This window comes from Hymenobacter sp. ISL-91, from assembly GCF_018613725.1.
GTDB lineage: Bacteria > Bacteroidota > Bacteroidia > Cytophagales > Hymenobacteraceae > Hymenobacter.
This window is the reverse complement of sequence record NZ_JAGGPS010000005.1, coordinates 17,353-34,446: the sequence shown is the minus strand read 5'-3', so window position 1 is coordinate 34,446 and position 17,094 is coordinate 17,353. Positions and strand designations below refer to the sequence as shown.

Genomic DNA, 17,094 nt, shown 5'->3' with positions numbered 1-17,094 from the left:
CATAGGCTATGCTTGCAATTCTTCGTATTACCGGACTCGGCCTGCTGCTGGGTTCGGCCGCCTGCCAGTCGCAGCCTGCTAGCCCTCCCGCGGCCGAGGCCGGCGCTGCCGCCCCAGCCATTATCCCGGCTGCCGCGCCGGCTTCGGCCGCGCCAGCCGGTCTGCTAACCGCCCCACCCGATACCACCCTGGCGCGCCGCATTCAGCGCCCGCAGCTCAACGATGTGTACGTGGTGGCTTACCAGCCTGCCGGCGGGACCGGGGAGCGGTATTTTTTCTACCGCGTCAGCCGCGCAACGCCCACCACGGTCGATTTGCTGCCCGCCCGCCAGGAGTCTTCCGACCCGGCCGCCGACGTCAGTGCCGCAGGCTTCTTCACTGATAAAGCCCTGACCTACACCCGCGCCGAAGCCTTGGAGCTACTCCAGGAGCAGGCCGGCGACGTGCAGCATACCCGCCTAGTACAGATTCGGCGGGAGAAGTGAGAACAAAAACGGTCATTCTTCGACTATGCTCCGCTCAGAATGACCGTTTTTGTTCTCACTTTTTACTTCAACACTTTCACCTTGATGCCTACGTCCGTCACCGGCCATTTGTCCATGCCCACGGGCTCATTGGCAATTTTGTCGATGACGTCGAGGCCCTCCACCACTTCGCCGAACACGGTGTACTGGCCATCGAGGCCGGGAGTGCCGCCGAGGGTTTCGTAGGTGTTGGCCTGCGCGGGCGTGAGTGAGCGGGCGGCGCTGGCCTTCGCCTGGGCTGCCGGCATCTTCTCGCCCTGAACAATGTAGAAGTCGTTGTTGGAGGAGAGCTTGCCGGGGTTCATCTCGCCGTCGTAGCGGGCCATGGCCAGGGCACCGCGCTTATGGAAGTGCTGAGGCCTGATTTCGGGCGGCAGCCGGTAGCTGCGCATGGAAATAGTACGCCGCTCCGAGCCGCCCCCCTGAATGGCAAAGCCCTGCACCACCCGGTTGAATACCGATTCGTCGAACACGCCCTTGCGGCTGAGCAGCAGAAAGTTGGCCGTATGAATAGGTGTGTCGTCGTAGAGGCGGATGCGCATGTTGCCCAGGCGGGTCTGGAGCAGCACTTCCTGGCCGGGGTACTCGCGCCCGTAGGCCAGCAGCAGTTGGGCCGCGTTGGAGTCGGCCAGAGCCATGAGGTCGGGACCGGGGGCCTGGGGCGGTGGCGTGGGCGTGGTGGCGGTTGTTTCGGGGGCGCGCTGGTTGCAGGCGGCCAGCAATAGCGGCGTTGCCAGCAGCGGATACAGAAGGGAGCGGAAGCGAATCATGGCAGTAGTACGAACAATCAACAGCCGTAGGGCACAAAAAAGGGTGGCCCGCTCACTAGCGCTGCCACCCTTAAAGGTGTTGCCCGGCCCGGGCCACCCTGGCAGGCTACCAGCCCGAGCCGGCAGGTGAGCCCCAGCCGTCGTCGGCCTTTGCTTTGGGCTTGGGCTTGGGCTTGGGCTTAGCGGCGGGCTTGGCGGGTTTGGTTTTCTCCTTCACGGCCGGTCCATCGGCGGGCTTTACTTTGGTTTTGACTTTGGTAGCCGGTGCGGCCGGGCTGCTGGCTGGCGCAGTGGTTGGAGTTGCTGCAGCAGCCGGCGTGGCAGGCTTGGCTTCTACATCGGCCGAAAGCGTGGGCATGGCGCGGGCAGCATTGATGAGGTCGGGGCGGGCGGCTGCCTTCATGGGTTCGAGGGCCAGCAGGTCTTTCTGGTCTACCAGCACGTTCTCCTTCCAGGCACTCAGCTGGTTGTCAAGCTTGTCCTGTTCGTCCTTCGAAACGGGCCGCTTCAGTAGCTTGTTCAGGTCGGGCGAGCCGGCATCTTTCCAGGCCGTCAGCCACATGGAGGCCACCAGCGTGGGGGCCAGCTTCAGGCGGAAGGCAATCATACCACCCACTTTATCGTGGTACGAGTCGGCAAAGGCATCCGAGTACGCCCGGCGGGTCTGCCCGTACTTGTGGCTGAATACGTACTTGGTCTGGGGCGTGTACTTGCGGGTGATGTCAGCCTCCAGATCGAAAGTGGCCCCCAGAAAGCCGTACGACTCCTGCACCACCTGCCAGATGTCGCCCAGCGGGTCTTTCAGGGCGCGAGCCGACTCGTTTTTGAGCTTGTACTTGCCAATGTGGCGCTCGGGTAGCTTGCTTTCCCACAGTGCCAGCAGCCCTTCCTGCTTGCTAAGCTGCCCGTTGTAGTTTTCGGTGGTGCGCAGCGGCACGTAGGCATCGGCTACCAGATGGCTCAACTCCGACGAAAGCGTAAGAATGGCCGTCGTATCGGCGTTGCGAAAGGCCGCCGTGAGCTTGTTTTTGGTATCGATGACGGCCCAGGGCAGCGTACCGTACTTGCGCAGCGTATCGGCCGTGTACTTGGCCGCGGCTTTTTCCCACTCTTTGGGCACCGTCCCGAAGGGGTCGGAGCCGTAGTGGTCCATCGAAATAAAGTGCCGGGGTGATTCGGCCAGTTCCCGCTCCCGGCCTTCGTCGGTGCTGCCGCTGCCGTTTACCAGTGCGGGCATGTTGCGGAAGTAGTAGTCGCGCATAGCCGAAGGCAGCGCGTACACGGCCAGTTGCGTAACAGTGCGGTGCGCAAACGTGCCCCAGGCCGGCGACAGGCTCGGGCACAGCAGCACGATAAGCAGGGTAAGTAGGAGTTTTTTCATAGCAGATTCCGACCAAAGGCTTGACGGCAACGAAGATACAATTCGGCCGCCAGTTAGGGCCAGAAAACCGTATTTTCAGCCCTGCCAGCCTGCGCTGGCGTACTAGTAGCTGCGGCGTCGGGAGCTATGCCACTCCGGCTGGCCCGTATGTTGCCGCATTTTCTCCTCTGCCCGATCAGCTGTATATGACGCTTATTTCCAAGAAGAAGATAACCTACCCGGTGGGTGAGCGGCTGCAGCAGTACCTGGCCGAGTACGACCGTGCCACCAGGCTGCCCGTTACGTACGCCGACCTGGCCCGCTTTACGGGCGCTTACCCGCTGCTCGACCGCCAAGGCAACGACACCCTCTGGGAAACGGTATACTACGAACCCAACGCCCTGCGCGAGCTCAGCCAGGGCCTGACCGAAGTGTACGCCCTGCTCAAAACCGCCGGCGACCTCTCGTTCACCCGGCACCTGCTGGCCGACCGCATCGATTATTGCCGCTTTGGCAATAGCCAGCCTTTCCGGGTGCGCATTGTCAACCAGCTCAACGACAACCACGATTATTTTTACGTGAAGAAGGCCGATGCCTCCCGGGTGTACGGCCTCGAGTTGGAGCATATTCTTTCGCCCAACAGCATCACCTACCTGCTCAATGGCAACACGCTCATTGAGGAACACATTGCCGGCATTCCCGGCGACGACTTCATCCGTCACCATCTCGCGCGGCCGCACCTAAATAAGGTGCGTATGGCCAAGGAGTTCGTCAAGTTCAACGAGCGGTGCTTTGCCCGGCTGCTGGGCGACATGCGGGCTTATAACTATATCGTCGATGTGACGCTGGACTTCGAGGACGAGCAGTACCGGGTCCGGGCCATCGACTTCGACCAGCAGTGCTACGAGGGCAAGAAGAACATGTACCTGCCGCAGTTTTTCAAGGATAACCGGGCCATTGTGCAGCTCTGCAGCCGGCTGCTCAAGCCCGAAAACATCCGGCAGTACCAGGCCGAGGAGCGCACTCTGATGGCCCGCCGGGCACGCTCGGAGCGCCACCGCCTCAAAGACCTTATCGACTGCCTGCGCCACGACACCGTTTCGACGCCCGAGAAGGTCAGCCAGCTCAAGCAGGAGCTAAACCGCCACCATAGTACCGAGCAGTTCAGCCGCTGCCGCAGCATGGGCGACGTGGTGCGCCTGAATCTGAAGCTGATGCTGATTCCGCCAAAAAAGAGCTAGCACAATGTTAGCCTGCAGCCGCCTGCTGCTGGCGTTCCAGCAAGTCCAGCAGCTTTTCATAAATAAATTCGGTGGCCCGCTGCCGGATAGCATCGGCATTGCCGCTAAACTGCTCGCGGTACTCATGGGCCCGGCCTTCAAACAACACCGTTACGAACACCGTGCCCGCCGGCTTGTCGGGCGTTTGCGACTGGCCGGGGCCGCACAGGCCGGTAACGGCTACGCACACATCGGCGGTGGGTAGCTGGCGGTGCAGGCCCAGGGCCATTTCGTTGGTAGTTTGCTGGCTCTCGGCCGAGTAAGTGTTGAGGGTGGTCTTCTTCACTCCCAGTAGCTGCTGCTTGGCCTCGGCATGGTAGGTAACCACCGAACCGAGCAGCACCTCGCTCACGCCCTCGGCGGGGGCCAGCTGCGCGGCGGCCAGCCCGCAGGTGCAGCTTTCGGCCAGCGCCAGCGTTAGCTTTTGCTGAATGAAAAGCTTGACTAATTGGGTGGGCAGGTCTTTTTTCATCTGAAGAAAGGCTCAACAGTAAGGGTTACAAGTGAAAAAACCCGACGGGCGGGCAGCACGTCGGGTTTTCGCTTGTATTACGCAACCTACCGGGGGCAGGGTTTGGTTGAGCTTGCCGCGGGGTTTTAGCGGCCCAGCCCAATCACGATACCCACCGAAAACTCGCCGCCACCGGGGCTGATAATCTGCACGAAGTCGCGCATGCTGGGGGAGGGGTAGGAGCCGGGAGCATAGGTTACGGGGTCGCCGCTGATGCGGCTGGCGTAGCCGATAGTAGCGAGCAGCCCGACTCGCCCCGGCTGCCAGCGGATACCACCCCGCAGATGTGCCGTGGCGCTCGGGCTCATGGAGTAAGTAACCTGCTCGCTATCCAACTCCGCCTCCACGTTGTCGAGACGGCCGGTGCGTACCAGGTTCACGCCCAGGTAGGGCGTAAAGGGGCGGTTGGGCCGGAAATAGTAGCGGGCTCCTACGCCTATTTTGCCTCCCACGCCAATACCAAGTCCCGCGTTTACATCGAAGGCGGGCGACACATTGTAGCCATAAGTAATGCCGAAGCCATATGGCGCGTTCCATCCCAATTCGAGCGCGAGGCTGGAGTGGTACATCGGAGCAGGGTCGGAGCCTGAACGCCCATTTGAGCGAGCATCGGGTCGGGCCTCAAACTGGGCGTCGCCGCGGGGGCGGCTGGGGTACCGGGCATCGGGTTCGCGCGGAACGTCCTGGGCCTTGGTAGTAACAGCGGCCAGCAGTAAAACAATGGCTCCGGCTATAGGGTAGCGGTTCATAATAAGCGAGCGGTAAAGGGAAGAATACGAACCTGCTGGCCAGCATGGTATTGCCGGTCATCGGCAACTGCAAATCGTAAATCCACAATCGTGCCCGTTGTCTATGAAAAAGTTCCCTGGACGAAAATTATTTTCCGCAACTCCTCTTTCCAGCTAATCAGGCCAGCTCTTTAAGGCCAATTTTTTCGGCTGGGCGCTGTGGCCTGCCCGGCGCTGCTACGGCTGGTACACCACGCCCTGCTTCATCACGAAGCGCACCCGCTGCATGGCCCCGATATCCTGGAGCGGGTCGCCTTCCACGGCTACCACATCGGCGAGCTTACCGGCTTCAAGCGTCCCCAGGTTTTCCGACTGGCCCAGTAATTCGGCCGCCGATACAGTGGCCGAGCGTAGCGCGGCCAGCGGTGGCATGCCGGCCTCCACCATATAGCGGAACTCCAGCCCGTTGGCTCCGTGCCGGAATACGGCCGCATCGGTGCCAAACGCTATTTTAACGCCTGCCTTGTAGGCCCGCCCAAAAGTGCCCTGTAGCTTGGGGCCAATGGCCAGGGCCTTGGGCGTTACCAGCGGCGGGTAGTAGTTCGGGATTTTAGCCGAGTCGGCTACCGATTTGCCGGCCGTGATGGTCGGCACGTACCAGGTACCGTTTTTCACCATCAGCTTCATCGTTTCGTCATCCATGAGGGTGCCGTGCTCAATGCTGGTTACGCCCGCCCGAATGGCGCGCTTCATGCCCTCCGAGCCGTGGGCGTGGCAGGCTACAGCCAGGCCCAAGTCGCGCGCCGTTTCCACTACGGCCCGTATTTCGGCCTCCGTCATCTGGGCCGCCGAGCCGTCTTTGGCCACGCTCAGTACGCCGCCGGTGCTGGCAATCTTGATGAGGTCGGCCCCGCGCTTGTATTGCTCGCGCACGGCCTGCCGGGCCTCATCGGGGCTGTTGATTACGCCATCCAGCGGGCCGGGTACGCCCATCAGGTCGAGGCGGTAGCCGTTGGTGGGGTCCATGTGGCCGCCGGTGCCCGAAATTGCCTTGCGCGCCGTGAAAATGCGTGGCCCTTCTACCTTGCCCTGGTTGATGGCGTTGCGGAGAGCTACGTTCACGCCCGAGCCGCCCAGGTCGCGCACGGTGGTAAAGCCGGCCAGCAGGGTTTTGCGGGCGTGCGGCAACGAGCCAAACGCCATGTCGGCGGGGTTTTCGATGAATTCGCGCAGGAAGTTGTCCTTGCTGGTTTCGCCTTCCAGGTGCACGTGGCAGTCGATGAGACCGGGCAATACAGTACGGTTTTTCAGGTCGATAACCTGGTCCTGAGGGCCGGTAGGGGCGGTGTAGCCTTTTTCTACGGCCAGCACCCGGCCATTCTCCACTACCACCGTCATGGCGGTTTGGGCGCGGTCGGAGCGCATATCGAGCAGGCGGCCGCAATGCAGGTAGGTTTTCTGGGCCAGCGCGGCCGGGGCCGAGGCCAGCAGGGCGGCACCAAATAGCAGGCTGGTAAGTAGCGGTTTCAGCATAAGGGCGGGGAAAGTGCCGCAAGAAGGATTGCGGAGACGGAAGATAAGCGGAAAATAAACGCTGCAAGCCGACTATTTCCGAGGCAATCCGTACCTTGAAATCGGCTGGCATTCCGGCTGGCTGCTTTCAGCCGCTGGCCGCTGGCTTTTTGTAGCTGTGGCGGCCTATTCCCCAATCAGCCACACCATCTTTTCTCCCTATTCACCACACACTTACCATGGCCACTCACGAAGAATTTGAAGCCGCCGCCGCCCGCAGCAAAGAGCTGCCCGCCAAGCCCGACAACACGACGCTGCTCAAAATGTATTCCCTCTATAAGCAGGGCAGCGAGGGCGACGTTTCGGGCGACCGGCCCGGCGGATTCGATTTTAAAGCCATTGCCAAGTACGACGCCTGGGCCGGCCAGAAGGGCAAAACCCAGGACGATGCCCGCCAGGAGTACGTCGATTTTGTGAATTCTTTATTCTAAGCCGGTAGCTCTACTTTCAGACGCAGGCTTCAGGCCCCAAACANNGTTTGGGGCCTGAAGCCTGCGGAAACTAACGGAGCAAGAGATGCTAGCCCAGCGGCTGGCCACCAGCATCGGGAGCGGCGGGTGGCGGGGTAGGCTTGGCCGGGGCAGTGCCGGGGGCAGGCAGGTCGAAGGCCACGGCGTTGTGCTCGAAGTGGTTTTTGTGCGAGCCGTCGCAGAACGGCTTGTTGGACGATAGGCCGCAACGGCAGATGCTGATTCGCTCGCGGCCGCCGAGGCCGTAGGAGTTGCCCTGGGCATCTACAAGTTCGAAATCGGTTCCGTCGACGCGGAGGGAGCCATTGCTGAGGACGGTGAGTTTGGTGGCCATGTTGGGTAAATCAGTGAAAGTGTGAGTCGGTGAATAAGTTGGCAAGCAAAGTAAGCAAAGCTATACGGCGGGCAGCGCAGCCCGGCCACACGGGGCCAGTATCCTTCTAAGCCCCAAGCTCCTTGCGCATAACGTAGTCGTTCATCCAGTAGGGGCCAATGGCAATATCCTCTTCGTGGTGGCGCTGGAAGCCCAGGTGCTCGTAGAAGGCCAGCGCAGGGTTGTGGCGGTTCACGTTCAGGTCGAGGGTGTGGCCGCCGGCGGCACGTACGGCCGTTTCTACGGCCCCGATGAGCTGCTGGCCCAGGCCCTGGCCCTGGTGCGAAGGCAGCACGTAAATCTTCTGGAGCTTGAAAAAACCTGTTTCGGGCTGAGCCGAAAACGATGCGTAGCCGCTGGCTTCCTCGCCCTCGGCGTAAGCCAGCAGAAACTGGTGACCCTGTTCGCTGATTTGCCGTTGCAGCGAGGCTTCGGTGTAAATCACGCGGTACATGTACTCAATTTGTTCGCGCGAAATGATGAAGCGGTAAGTTGGCTCCCAGGTAGCTTCGGCCAGCGCCAGAATGGTGGGGATGTCGGCGGCGGTAGCCGGGCGGATACGGATGGAAGCGGCGGGGGAGGCGGGCATAGGGGGCAAAAAACGGGATAATCTGGCGCAAAACCGAACCCTTTGGCAGCTTTCGGCCGTTTTGGGCCGGAAATTGCCTCTCTCCCAACCAAACGGCTCTACCGCCGCATACTGCGCTTCTTTCGCGCCCGTTATCTGCTTCTTTCCTTCCGCCATGCTGAAAACTACTGCCTCCGCTACCCTGCTATTCGCCACCAGCCTGCTCCTGGCTTCCTCCCCGGCTGCCCAGGCCCAATCGGGTACTCCCAAAACGGCCCCGGCCCCGGCCGGCAGCCTCGAACGCACGCTCAGCGAGTTTGGCAGCTGGGTTGGCAAACAGGTTGATAGGGCCGAAGAGGTTACCCGCCGCGAGGTGCCCAAGGTAACGGCTGAGTTTGACCGCCGCAGCCGCCGGCTCGACCAGGCCATCGACAGCCTTTCGGCCGAGAGCCAGCGCGAATACGCCGCCCAGAAAACGCGCTACCAGCAGTGGGCCACCCGCCAGGATAGCCTCGATGCCGCCGCCCGACAGCCCACTACGCCTGCCCAGGCCCAGGCCCGGCTGCTGAACGAGAACGTGAATATCAGCCGGGCTCGCGCCACCGAGCTGCCCAACCTCTATCAGCGGTTGGTGGAAACCATGCGAACCGAGAAAAAGGCCTGGTCGCAGGCCGACTGGACGACGGCTGATGAGGTGCTCAGTCGCTTGAATGCCCGCTACGAGCAGGTGCGAACCCAACTGCCGCTGGAGGAGCGCCTGCGCATCCGCACGCTGCAGGGCGAGTTCCGGACGCTGGAGAAAGCCCGCAACGTAAAAGATTCGATGCGCGACTAGGCCACCTGCAGCTCGCTGCGGCCCAAAAAGGCGGTGGCGAGCTGCGCAACAGGTCAAATGGTTATATAAAGTTGATTCTTGGAGCAGCAGAAGCCTGTTCCAGCCACTCGAAAGCGGCGGGGGCATCATCGAAAGCCTCAATGCGCAGGTAGGGTTTCAGTCGCGCTATAAATTCGTGGCTAGCTAACTGGTTATGCATATCGGGAGTAAAAATATAGGCAATGGCATGCAGACCGCCTTTTAATACCAGTGGCAGCCATTCGTACTCCAGCCATTCCAGCGCATCACTCCAGTCGCCGGTTGCCTGGGTTTTATCATTGAGCAGCAGGGTGTAGGGCATAGCAGCAGTTAGCTGCATTGTGCAGCGGGCTACGTAGATTACCTGCCTGCCCGTGAGGTTGCCAAACCAACGTACCGCCAGCAACTGTCGGGCTGGGTCGTGCTCGATACTGGCCAGCCGTTTCCCGCTGTCGTCGGTGAGAATGCTCAGAGGCTGGAGCTTGAACAAGGGGGCGGCCGTAAGAGGATGAAGCTTGGCTTATAAGATTATTATACGTAAATATAGAATTATAGACGACAAGGATTATCGGGTGCTAATCGTGAGGAGGGAACTGCTATTTTTGCGAATCTGTTTTTTCGCACTTCGCTCATGCACATTGCAATAGTTGGTAATATCGGGGCTGGTAAAACCACCTTGTCGAACAAATTGGCGCACCACTTCAACTGGGAGGTATTTCTGGAAGATGTGGACGACAATCCGTACCTAAAGGACTTTTACGACGACATGCCCCGCTGGGCGTTTCATCTGCAGGTATACTTTCTGAACAGTCGCTTCCGCCAGACCCAGCAGATCAAGCAGCTGCAGCAAACCAATAAAGGCATCATCCAGGACCGTACGATTTACGAGGATGCCCATATTTTTGCGGCCAATCTCAGCCAATCGGGCCTGATGAGTGAGCGGGATTACCAGAACTACCTGGGCCTGTTCAACTCCATGATCAGCATGGTTAACCCGCCCGACCTGCTGCTGTACCTGCGCGCCGACCTGCCGAAGCTCGTACAGCAGATTGAGCGCCGGGGCCGCGGCTACGAAAACAACATCAAAATCGACTACCTCAAGCACCTGAATGAGCACTACGAGGAGTGGATTGCCAGTTACGACTTGGGCAAGCTGCTGATTGTCGATGTCAATAACCTCGACTACGTCAACAACCCCGAAGACCTGAGCGTGGTCATCGACAAAATCAACAGCACCTTGTTCGGCCTCTTTTAGGTAGCGAAGCTGTTTAGAAACTCAAAGGACCGTCATGCTGAGCGCAGCCGAAGCATCTCTACCGCTTCGTTGGATGTTACAGAGAAGCGGTAGAGATGCTTCGGCTGCGCTCAGCATGACGGTCTGATTAATTCCAGGTACTTCCTAAACAACTTCAGCTTCTCAACGCAAAAAACCAGCTGTTAGCCAGCGCCTGTTTAGGCCTGGCTAACAGCTGGTTTTTTGCGCTTGCGGCCTTAGCTTCCTTCGAGTGCCTCATTCAGGAAAGTTACCAGCGGGCGGGCGGCCTGCCAGGCGTCGAGCACGCGGGCCGGGAAGTCCGGGCGCAGCACTTCCGAGTCGGGAAAATGCAGCCACACAAAGTAGCTCTTGAGTCGCAGCCACTCAATGTCGGGGTCGGTTCGGTGGTAGCCTTTGGGGGCCGTTTTGAGTGCCTGCGACGTATCGAGTCCTTTGGGGAAGTGGTGCAGCAGCGCAGGCTGCTGGCGCATGCTATGAAAGGCGGGGGCATTGTAGTGGATTTCCTGCCGGATGCGGGCCAGCTCGGCGGCTTCGGGCAGACGCCGGCCGGCTCCTACGTAGGTGCCGCCGCCGGGCTGTACGGCCACAAAGTAACCCGCTCGTGGGGCGTGCCGGCCCCCGGGTTTAAAGCCCGCGCCCATGTGGCGCTTGTAGGGCTCGGGGTCGAGCTGCGAACGGTCGTTTTTATTGATGCGAAACATGAGGTCGGTTGCCCGCAGGCCGTGCAGGCCGGGGTCCAGCTCGGCTGTGGCGCGCCGCAAAAGCTCCTCAATGAAAGCAGCGTATTCGGCGCGGGCGGCGTGGTAGCGGGCCCGGTGTTCGTCCATCCAGGTTTTGTGGTTGTGGGCCGCCAGATCGTGCAGGAAGGAGAGGGTTAGGGCTAAGCTCATAAACGGAAAGGCAAAACGCACCGGGCATAAAAAAGCCCCGCACCGCTAGGCGGTACGGGGCAGCGCGGCTCCAAGTTGGCCGCTGCCGCCGTGCAAGGAGCTATTTACGACCTACAACCGGCCCGTTGCCGAGGGAGGTAGGGCTGTTGAGGGCCCAGCTGAACGAGAGGTACTCGATGCTGGCCGTGGCCGGTACTGGCGCGTAGGCGTAGCGGTTGATGAAAGCAAGCAGCTGCGGCTCGGCCCCGAACTCGGTAGCATAGGAGCGAAACAGCCCCGACAGCTGCACCTGCTGAGCGTTGAACTGGTTGAAGGCCGGGTCGTTGATGAAGCGACGGGCCTGCTGGTCGAGCTGCTGGTTGAGCAGAGAGCCGGTGTAGGCCTCAGCCAGTAGCGGCGCCGCCGAAGCCGCGCCGTAATTGAGGGCGAAGTGGATGCGCGGGTCGCGGAACTGCTGGCGCAACAGCTGCTCTATCTGGTTGAGGGAGTAGTTCTGCCCGCCCACGTTCACGACCACCGTCTCCCAGGGCGACTCGTAGCTGCCCAAGGTTTTAATACGAATGTCGTTGATGCTGGCTACGGGGTAGTTTTCGAGCACCAGATTGGTAGCGGCAGCATTATAGGTATTCAGCCAGAAAGCCTTTAGTTGGTCAGGAGTCCAGTTTTCGGCCTGGGGGCGTACTTTCCGCAGGCTTTGCAGGTAGCCCAGCAGTTTGTCTTCATCAGCCAGCAGGCCCTCGTAGTTCAACCGCCCTTCGGGCGTAACGTGCAGGCGCAGCAGGGCGCTCCAGGGCTGCTGCAACTGCTCCGATCCGGAGTTGTTAGCCAAGGCAGCTGTGCCGGAAAATAGCAGTACTGTTGCCAGCAACGAACTCAGTAGCAGACGGTACAAACCCGAATGCGGGGTAAAAAGGCGCATAAGCCAGACAGGAAACCACCGGAAATAGCTTTTATCCGAGATGGTATTGGTTTATCAAAAGTATATGTTTTATGCGGCTTAGCAAAATGCAATCCAATCGAAGTACCGGGTTATTCGACCAAGCATTGGCAAGCGGCGGCTGGTACTCCGGTTTACTGGTCGAAACACGCTGAATGCAGTGCCCGCAGGTTTGGGGCCTGTGTGAGGTTTGTGTGGGGGGAGGCTCCTGAGGCAAAAGGAGATTCAGGTGGGCCGCCGTCAGGCCTTGTAGCTGTGTACGGCAATAGGCTGGCCCACTGCCACCCGGCCCCGGCCGGCACTGGTCACGTTCTGGCCGAACATGGCGCTGCCGTCTTCGGTGCGGTAGGAAGCCAGGGTACGCAGGGGTTCGCCAAGCGCGCTTTTTCGGGCCGTTGCGGGGTCGATGGTCGTGAGCACGCACCGTCCGCAGGCGCGTACGGCCCGGAAAGCAAGCTCCCCGATGCGGAAGTGGCTCCAACTGTCCTCAACGAAGGCCGCGCCACCACTGAACACAAAGTTAGGCCGGAACCGCTCCATACCTACCGGCTCGGCCAGGCGGCTATTCAGGTCGAGCAGTGACGCCTGCCCAACGAGCAGAAACGGGTAGGCATCGGCGAAGCTCACTAGCTGGCCCTCGGGGTTGAGGGCGGGCTCGGTGTCGCGGCGCACCATATCCGACATATACACCAGCTTGCAGGGCTGGCCCAGGGCCTCGCTCAGCCACTCGTCGCACTCGGGCCGCGCCCGCCAGGCAAACACCATGTCATCCCACACGGTTACGAACAGCGTTTTTTCGGGCGTGGCCTCGAACGGTACGTAGAGCGGCAACAGCTCGGGGCGTTGCTGGTGACTGAGCAGGAAGCCGTTGTAGGCGGGGGCCACTTTGAGGTTGGCCATGGCCGTAGTCTGCCGCTGAGTCATGAACTGGTTGCGCTCATTCACAATCAGCCAGCGGCGGTCGTGGCGCAGGCCGCGGGGCTCCACAACGGCCTCGGTAAGCCGAATACCTCCCAACGACTTTACCGGGTAAATGTAGAGGTCGGTGAGCAGGAGCGAGTCAGACATGCAGCAAAGATATTAGTTGTCGGTGATGATGAGTTGCCAGTTACCGGGTGGTTGTAAAAACGACGTAGGGGCGGGGCTTGCTCCCGCCCGCCGTCAGAACAATACATTGACCTACTGTTTGCAGGACCCACACAATTCGTTGCAACGGCGGGCGGGGACAAGTCCCGCCCCTACGTCGTTTTTACTAGCAACTGGCAGCTGATTCTAATGTAGCGGGCGCTTCTTGATCATCCCGCCTTTGGTGTCTTTGACACTATGCATCACCATAAAGGCTTGGCGGTCAATCTGCTCAACTTCGGATTTGAGCTGGGAGAGTTCGAGGCGGGTTACCACCGTGAAAACGATGTCGATGGGGCTGGGCTGGTGGCCGTGTGAGCCGTAGCCGCGCTTGCCGCTGTACACGGTGGCCCCGCGGCCCAGCTTCTCGGTAATCATGCGCCGGATGGCATCGGAGCGGCCCGACACGATGGTGACGCCGGTGTATTCCTCCACGCCGTCAATCACGAAATCGACGGTTTTGGCGGCCGACAGATAGGCCAGAATCGAGTACAGTGCCGTTTCGACCGACAGCACGTAGGCCGCCACGCTGAAGATGACGATGTTGAAGGCCAGAATAATATCGCCTACCGTCAGGCTGCTGGTTTTGCTCAGGTAAATGGCCATGATTTCGGTGCCATCGAGCACGCCGCCCCCGCGCATGGCCAGCCCGATGCCTGCTCCCAGAAAAAAGCCGCCAAACACTGAAATCAGCAGCTTGTCTTCGGTCACGATGGGGAACGGCACGAGGGCCAGCACTGCGGCCAGCCCCAGCACGCTCAGCAGCGTCCGGATGGCCACACCGCGGCCCAACTGCCGGCTGGCCATAATCATGAAAGGCACATTAAGCGCGATAATCAGCACCGGCAGCGGCAGCCCAAACACCTGCCGCAGCAGCAGCGACACGCCCGTTACCCCGCCATCGAGAAAGCCGCCGGGCAGCAGAAAACTTTCGAGCCCAAATCCGGCGCAAAGCACGCCCATTGTCAGAAAAAAGGCGTTTGTTATCTGCCGCCTCCACCACCGCCGCCCCCGCCGAACCGGCCGTGGGGACTGCTGCGGCATCGGCTTCGACAGCGAGTCGGATTCGGCCCGTTGGCGTTTGCGTAGCAGCATCAGTTGCGGAATGAGCATGAAGAGAGGATATACAGGTGATAAAGGAGAGGAAACGCGGCGGGAGCTAAAGATACGGCCCGGCGCGTTGGCCGCAAGCGCTATTTGGCCGGCGTGGCCTGTTGGGCCAGCTGCACAGCACGGTACAGATTCACGATGCCACCGGTGCTGGACAGGTCGGCGAAATCGACGAGCTTATCGGAGCCGGGCTGGCGCACCTGCGTGTGGGTGGGCTGGGCCGAGGCCAGGATGAGGCGCTTAAGGTCGGCGGCCGTGAGCTGCGGGAAGTAGCTTTTGAGCGTGGCGGCAATGCCCGATACCACCGGGGCAGCCATGCTGGTGCCGCTCAGGTTGCCGTAGCGGCCGCCGGGTAGCGTCGAGTAAATCTGATTACCGGGCGCAAACACATCTACCTGGGTTTTGCCGAAGTTCGAGAAGTCAGCGGCCAGACCAGCGTCGTTGTCGCGCGAGGAAGCGCCCACCGTAATCAGGTTCGGGATGCGCTTGCCATCCAAAAACACCGGCGTAGGGAACTGCAGCTTCTGGTCGAGGTTCTCGTTCTCGTTGCCCGCCGAGTGCACCAGCAGTACACCCTTGCTGTCGGCGTAGCGGATAGCCTCCTCGACGGCCGCGCGCTGGGGCGAATAGTACTTGCCGAAGCTCATGTTGATGATGCTGGCACCGTGGTCGGCGGCGTAGCGAATGGCGTTGGCCACGTCTTTGTCGCGCTCATCGCCATCGGGCACGGCGCGCACGGCCATCAGGCGCACCACGGGCGGGGCAATGCCCATAATGCCCAGGTTGTTCACGCGGTCGGCCCCAATAATGCCGGCCACGTGGGTGCCGTGCAGGGCATCGGGCCCGGTTACGTCGGCGTTGCCGTACAGGCGCTGCTTGATGTTAAATGGGTCGTCGCCCACAATAGGGCGGGGGTTGTAGCTCAGGTTGAGGCCGTAGTCGAGCTGGTCCTGGGTTTGCTTCAGGCCATCTTTCATTTCGGCCAGAATGTCATCGAGCGAGCCGAAGCCGGTATTGAGCAGCAGCCCATACAACTGGCCCGACAGCTCGCGTAGTTTGGGGTCGGTGGTGGGCGGGTTGCGCAGTACGGCCGTATCGATGCGCTCCACGCCCAGCTTCAGCCGCAGCAAATCGGACACCTGCACATTATCGGCGTATACCTGGCTGTACTGCTTCAGGCGGTCGGTGTTCTCCTTCACCTTGGCATCGTAGCTTTTCTTCACCTTCAGGTACAGGTCGAAGTCGGCGCGCTGGGCGGCGGGCACGGTAGCGCGGGTTTTGCCCTTGAACCGGGGCTGCAGCTGGGCCAGCAGGCGGGTTTCTTCGAGCGTTTCGAGGTTGATGTTTCGGCCATCGGCCCCGCCCAGGTAATTCCAGCCCCATACGTCGTCGGTGTAGCCGTTTTTATCGTCGTCGAGGCTGTTGCCGGCCACTTCGCGGGCATTGCGCCAGAGCATGCGCTTTAAATCGGCGTGGGTGGTGTCGATGCCGGCATCAATAACGGCTACCACCACGGGAGTGGGCGTGCGGCCGGCCAGCAGCTCCTGGTACGTGCGGTTCACGCTCACGCCCATCACGCGGTCGGTGGTGGGGTCGAGCATATACCACTGCAGGGCCGCCGCGGCTTCGGGCGTGGACGGGGCGGGGGCCGGGGCAGTTTGGGCCGGGGTGGTTTGGGCCGCGGCCAGCAGCGGCAGATTAAGGGCCAGGCTCAGCGCGGCGAGGCGCAAACGGGCAGCAAGAGGAAAGGACATGTGCAAAGAAAGATACAGTAGGTAATATCGGCCATCGGACCCGCTGGGGTGCCCCTGCCAAGAGGGACCAACGCAAAACTAGCACGCAGATGGCCGCCAGGCCGCTTACAGACACCCGCTCGGCTGCCCCCGACGCACGCGGCCGGCAGTTTTTTGGCGCACCGGTCGCAATAACCCTGCCGGCCCGCCGCCACTCAAATCCGGCCGGTGGTGCGTAGCTTTCGGCCCTGCTACTTTTTCCGCTCATACCCGTTTCCGCAACGACAATGCCCCAGTACGCCGAAATTTTTGAGCGCAACCGCCAGTGGGTGGCCGCGCGTACCGCCAGCAACCCCAATTTCCCGGCCTCCCTGGCCGCCGATCAGCAGCCCGACTACCTTTACATCGGCTGTAGCGACAGCCGCGTAACGGCCGAGGAAGTGATGGGCGTGGAGCCGGGCGAAGTATTCGTGCACCGCAACATCGCCAACCTGGTCAACAACATCGACCTGAACGCAATGTCGGTGGTAGAATACGCCGTGCGGCACCTGCATGTCAAGCACATTATTGTGTGCGGGCACTACGGCTGCGGCGGCGTAAAAGCGGCCATGCAGGCGCAGGATCTGGGGGTGCTTAACCCCTGGCTGCGCAACATTCGCGACGTGTACCGCCTGCACCACACCGAGCTGGATGCCATTGCCGACCCGGACCTGCGCTACGACCGGCTGGTGGAGCTGAACGTGCAGGAGCAGTGCATTAATGTAGTAAAAACTGCCGTCGTGCAACAAGCTTATCTGCAGGGCGGTTTTCCCACGGTCCACGGCTGGGTATTCGATCTGAAAACGGGCCTGCTCAAAGATCTGAACTTAGATTTTGTGCATATCCTGCACGATATCCAGGAAATCTATAACCTCGGCGACCAACCCGGCTGGCATCCCACCGGCGCCACTCCAACGGCTGAGTAGAGGGGAGGTAGTGCGCAACGCAGATTTCCGCACGTTACCTGCTGCTCTG

The 17,094-nt window shown here is 60.9% G+C and carries 19 protein-coding genes; 6 read left to right on the top strand and 13 right to left on the bottom strand.

What is annotated here, in order from left to right; genetic code table 11:
• The first annotated feature begins 8 nt into the window (after window positions 1-8).
• On the top strand, window positions 9-485 hold the full coding sequence (locus J7E24_RS02205) for a hypothetical protein (protein WP_215134664.1): 477 nt from the start codon (window positions 9-11) through the stop codon (window positions 483-485).
• Between the two features lie 62 nt (window positions 486-547).
• Here J7E24_RS02205 and J7E24_RS02200 read toward each other — a convergent pair whose 3' ends face one another.
• Complete coding sequence (locus tag J7E24_RS02200) at window positions 548-1,294, bottom strand: peptidylprolyl isomerase (RefSeq protein ID WP_215134662.1); 747 nt, start codon at window positions 1,292-1,294, stop codon at window positions 548-550.
• A 106-nt stretch (window positions 1,295-1,400) separates the two neighbouring features.
• A complete protein-coding gene (locus J7E24_RS02195) occupies window positions 1,401-2,675 on the bottom strand; it encodes a zinc dependent phospholipase C family protein (RefSeq protein ID WP_215134660.1) in 1,275 nt (424 codons plus the stop codon).
• Window positions 2,676-2,860: 185 nt separating this feature from the next.
• Between J7E24_RS02195 and J7E24_RS02190 the strand changes: the two genes are divergently transcribed.
• Window positions 2,861-3,895: a hypothetical protein gene (locus J7E24_RS02190; RefSeq protein WP_215134658.1), complete on the top strand. Its 1,035-nt coding sequence runs from the start codon at window positions 2,861-2,863 to the stop codon at window positions 3,893-3,895.
• 7 nt (window positions 3,896-3,902) lie between these two features.
• Here the strand turns inward: J7E24_RS02190 and J7E24_RS02185 are convergent, their stop codons facing one another.
• From J7E24_RS02185 to J7E24_RS02175, 3 genes are all read right to left on the bottom strand, one after another.
• Window positions 3,903-4,406: a CinA family protein gene (locus J7E24_RS02185; protein WP_215134657.1), complete on the bottom strand. Its 504-nt coding sequence runs from the start codon at window positions 4,404-4,406 to the stop codon at window positions 3,903-3,905.
• A gap of 125 nt (window positions 4,407-4,531) precedes the next feature.
• Entirely contained in the window at window positions 4,532-5,194 is a 663-nt protein-coding gene (locus J7E24_RS02180; protein WP_215134655.1) for a hypothetical protein, read from the bottom strand.
• 216 nt (window positions 5,195-5,410) lie between these two features.
• Window positions 5,411-6,706, bottom strand: a complete 1,296-nt coding sequence (locus J7E24_RS02175) for an amidohydrolase family protein (protein WP_251046978.1) — start codon at window positions 6,704-6,706, stop codon at window positions 5,411-5,413.
• A 218-nt stretch (window positions 6,707-6,924) separates the two neighbouring features.
• On the opposite strand from J7E24_RS02175, the gene J7E24_RS02170 reads away from it, so the two are divergent.
• Entirely contained in the window at window positions 6,925-7,176 is a 252-nt protein-coding gene (locus J7E24_RS02170) for an acyl-CoA-binding protein (RefSeq protein WP_215134653.1), read from the top strand.
• 88 nt (window positions 7,177-7,264) lie between these two features.
• On the opposite strand, the gene J7E24_RS02165 is transcribed toward J7E24_RS02170, so the two are convergent.
• Together J7E24_RS02165 and J7E24_RS02160 are read right to left on the bottom strand one after the other, a co-directional pair.
• The gene (locus tag J7E24_RS02165; protein WP_251046977.1) at window positions 7,265-7,549 is read right to left on the bottom strand and encodes a CDGSH iron-sulfur domain-containing protein; all 285 of its coding nucleotides are present in this window, start codon (window positions 7,547-7,549) and stop codon (window positions 7,265-7,267) included.
• A 106-nt stretch (window positions 7,550-7,655) separates the two neighbouring features.
• Window positions 7,656-8,177 (bottom strand): GNAT family N-acetyltransferase, encoded by a 522-nt coding sequence (locus tag J7E24_RS02160; RefSeq protein ID WP_215134651.1) that lies wholly within the window; start codon window positions 8,175-8,177, stop codon window positions 7,656-7,658.
• A gap of 154 nt (window positions 8,178-8,331) precedes the next feature.
• On the opposite strand from J7E24_RS02160, the gene J7E24_RS02155 reads away from it, so the two are divergent.
• Entirely contained in the window at window positions 8,332-8,991 is a 660-nt protein-coding gene (locus J7E24_RS02155; RefSeq protein WP_215134649.1) for a DUF6565 domain-containing protein, read from the top strand.
• A gap of 61 nt (window positions 8,992-9,052) precedes the next feature.
• Here J7E24_RS02155 and J7E24_RS02150 read toward each other — a convergent pair whose 3' ends face one another.
• Entirely contained in the window at window positions 9,053-9,331 is a 279-nt protein-coding gene (locus J7E24_RS02150; RefSeq protein WP_215134646.1) for a hypothetical protein, read from the bottom strand.
• Between the two features lie 309 nt (window positions 9,332-9,640).
• On the opposite strand from J7E24_RS02150, the gene J7E24_RS02145 reads away from it, so the two are divergent.
• Entirely contained in the window at window positions 9,641-10,264 is a 624-nt protein-coding gene (locus J7E24_RS02145) for a deoxynucleoside kinase (protein ID WP_215134644.1), read from the top strand.
• A gap of 236 nt (window positions 10,265-10,500) precedes the next feature.
• Here the strand turns inward: J7E24_RS02145 and J7E24_RS02140 are convergent, their stop codons facing one another.
• The 5 genes from J7E24_RS02140 to J7E24_RS02120 form a co-directional block, all read right to left on the bottom strand.
• Entirely contained in the window at window positions 10,501-11,175 is a 675-nt protein-coding gene (locus J7E24_RS02140; protein ID WP_215134642.1) for a DUF2461 domain-containing protein, read from the bottom strand.
• A gap of 100 nt (window positions 11,176-11,275) precedes the next feature.
• Window positions 11,276-12,004 carry a DUF547 domain-containing protein gene (locus J7E24_RS02135; RefSeq protein ID WP_215134640.1) on the bottom strand — a complete coding sequence of 243 codons (729 nt, stop codon included), beginning with the start codon at window positions 12,002-12,004 and terminating at the stop codon, window positions 11,276-11,278.
• 348 nt (window positions 12,005-12,352) lie between these two features.
• Window positions 12,353-13,180: an MOSC domain-containing protein gene (locus tag J7E24_RS02130; protein WP_215134638.1), complete on the bottom strand. Its 828-nt coding sequence runs from the start codon at window positions 13,178-13,180 to the stop codon at window positions 12,353-12,355.
• Window positions 13,181-13,384: 204 nt separating this feature from the next.
• Window positions 13,385-14,350 (bottom strand): YitT family protein, encoded by a 966-nt coding sequence (locus J7E24_RS02125; RefSeq protein ID WP_215134636.1) that lies wholly within the window; start codon window positions 14,348-14,350, stop codon window positions 13,385-13,387.
• An 80-nt stretch (window positions 14,351-14,430) separates the two neighbouring features.
• Complete coding sequence (locus J7E24_RS02120; protein WP_251046976.1) at window positions 14,431-16,101, bottom strand: S8 family serine peptidase; 1,671 nt, start codon at window positions 16,099-16,101, stop codon at window positions 14,431-14,433.
• A gap of 266 nt (window positions 16,102-16,367) precedes the next feature.
• Between J7E24_RS02120 and J7E24_RS02115 the strand changes: the two genes are divergently transcribed.
• Complete coding sequence (locus J7E24_RS02115; protein ID WP_215134634.1) at window positions 16,368-17,045, top strand: carbonic anhydrase; 678 nt, start codon at window positions 16,368-16,370, stop codon at window positions 17,043-17,045.
• Window positions 17,046-17,094 lie beyond the last annotated feature (49 nt).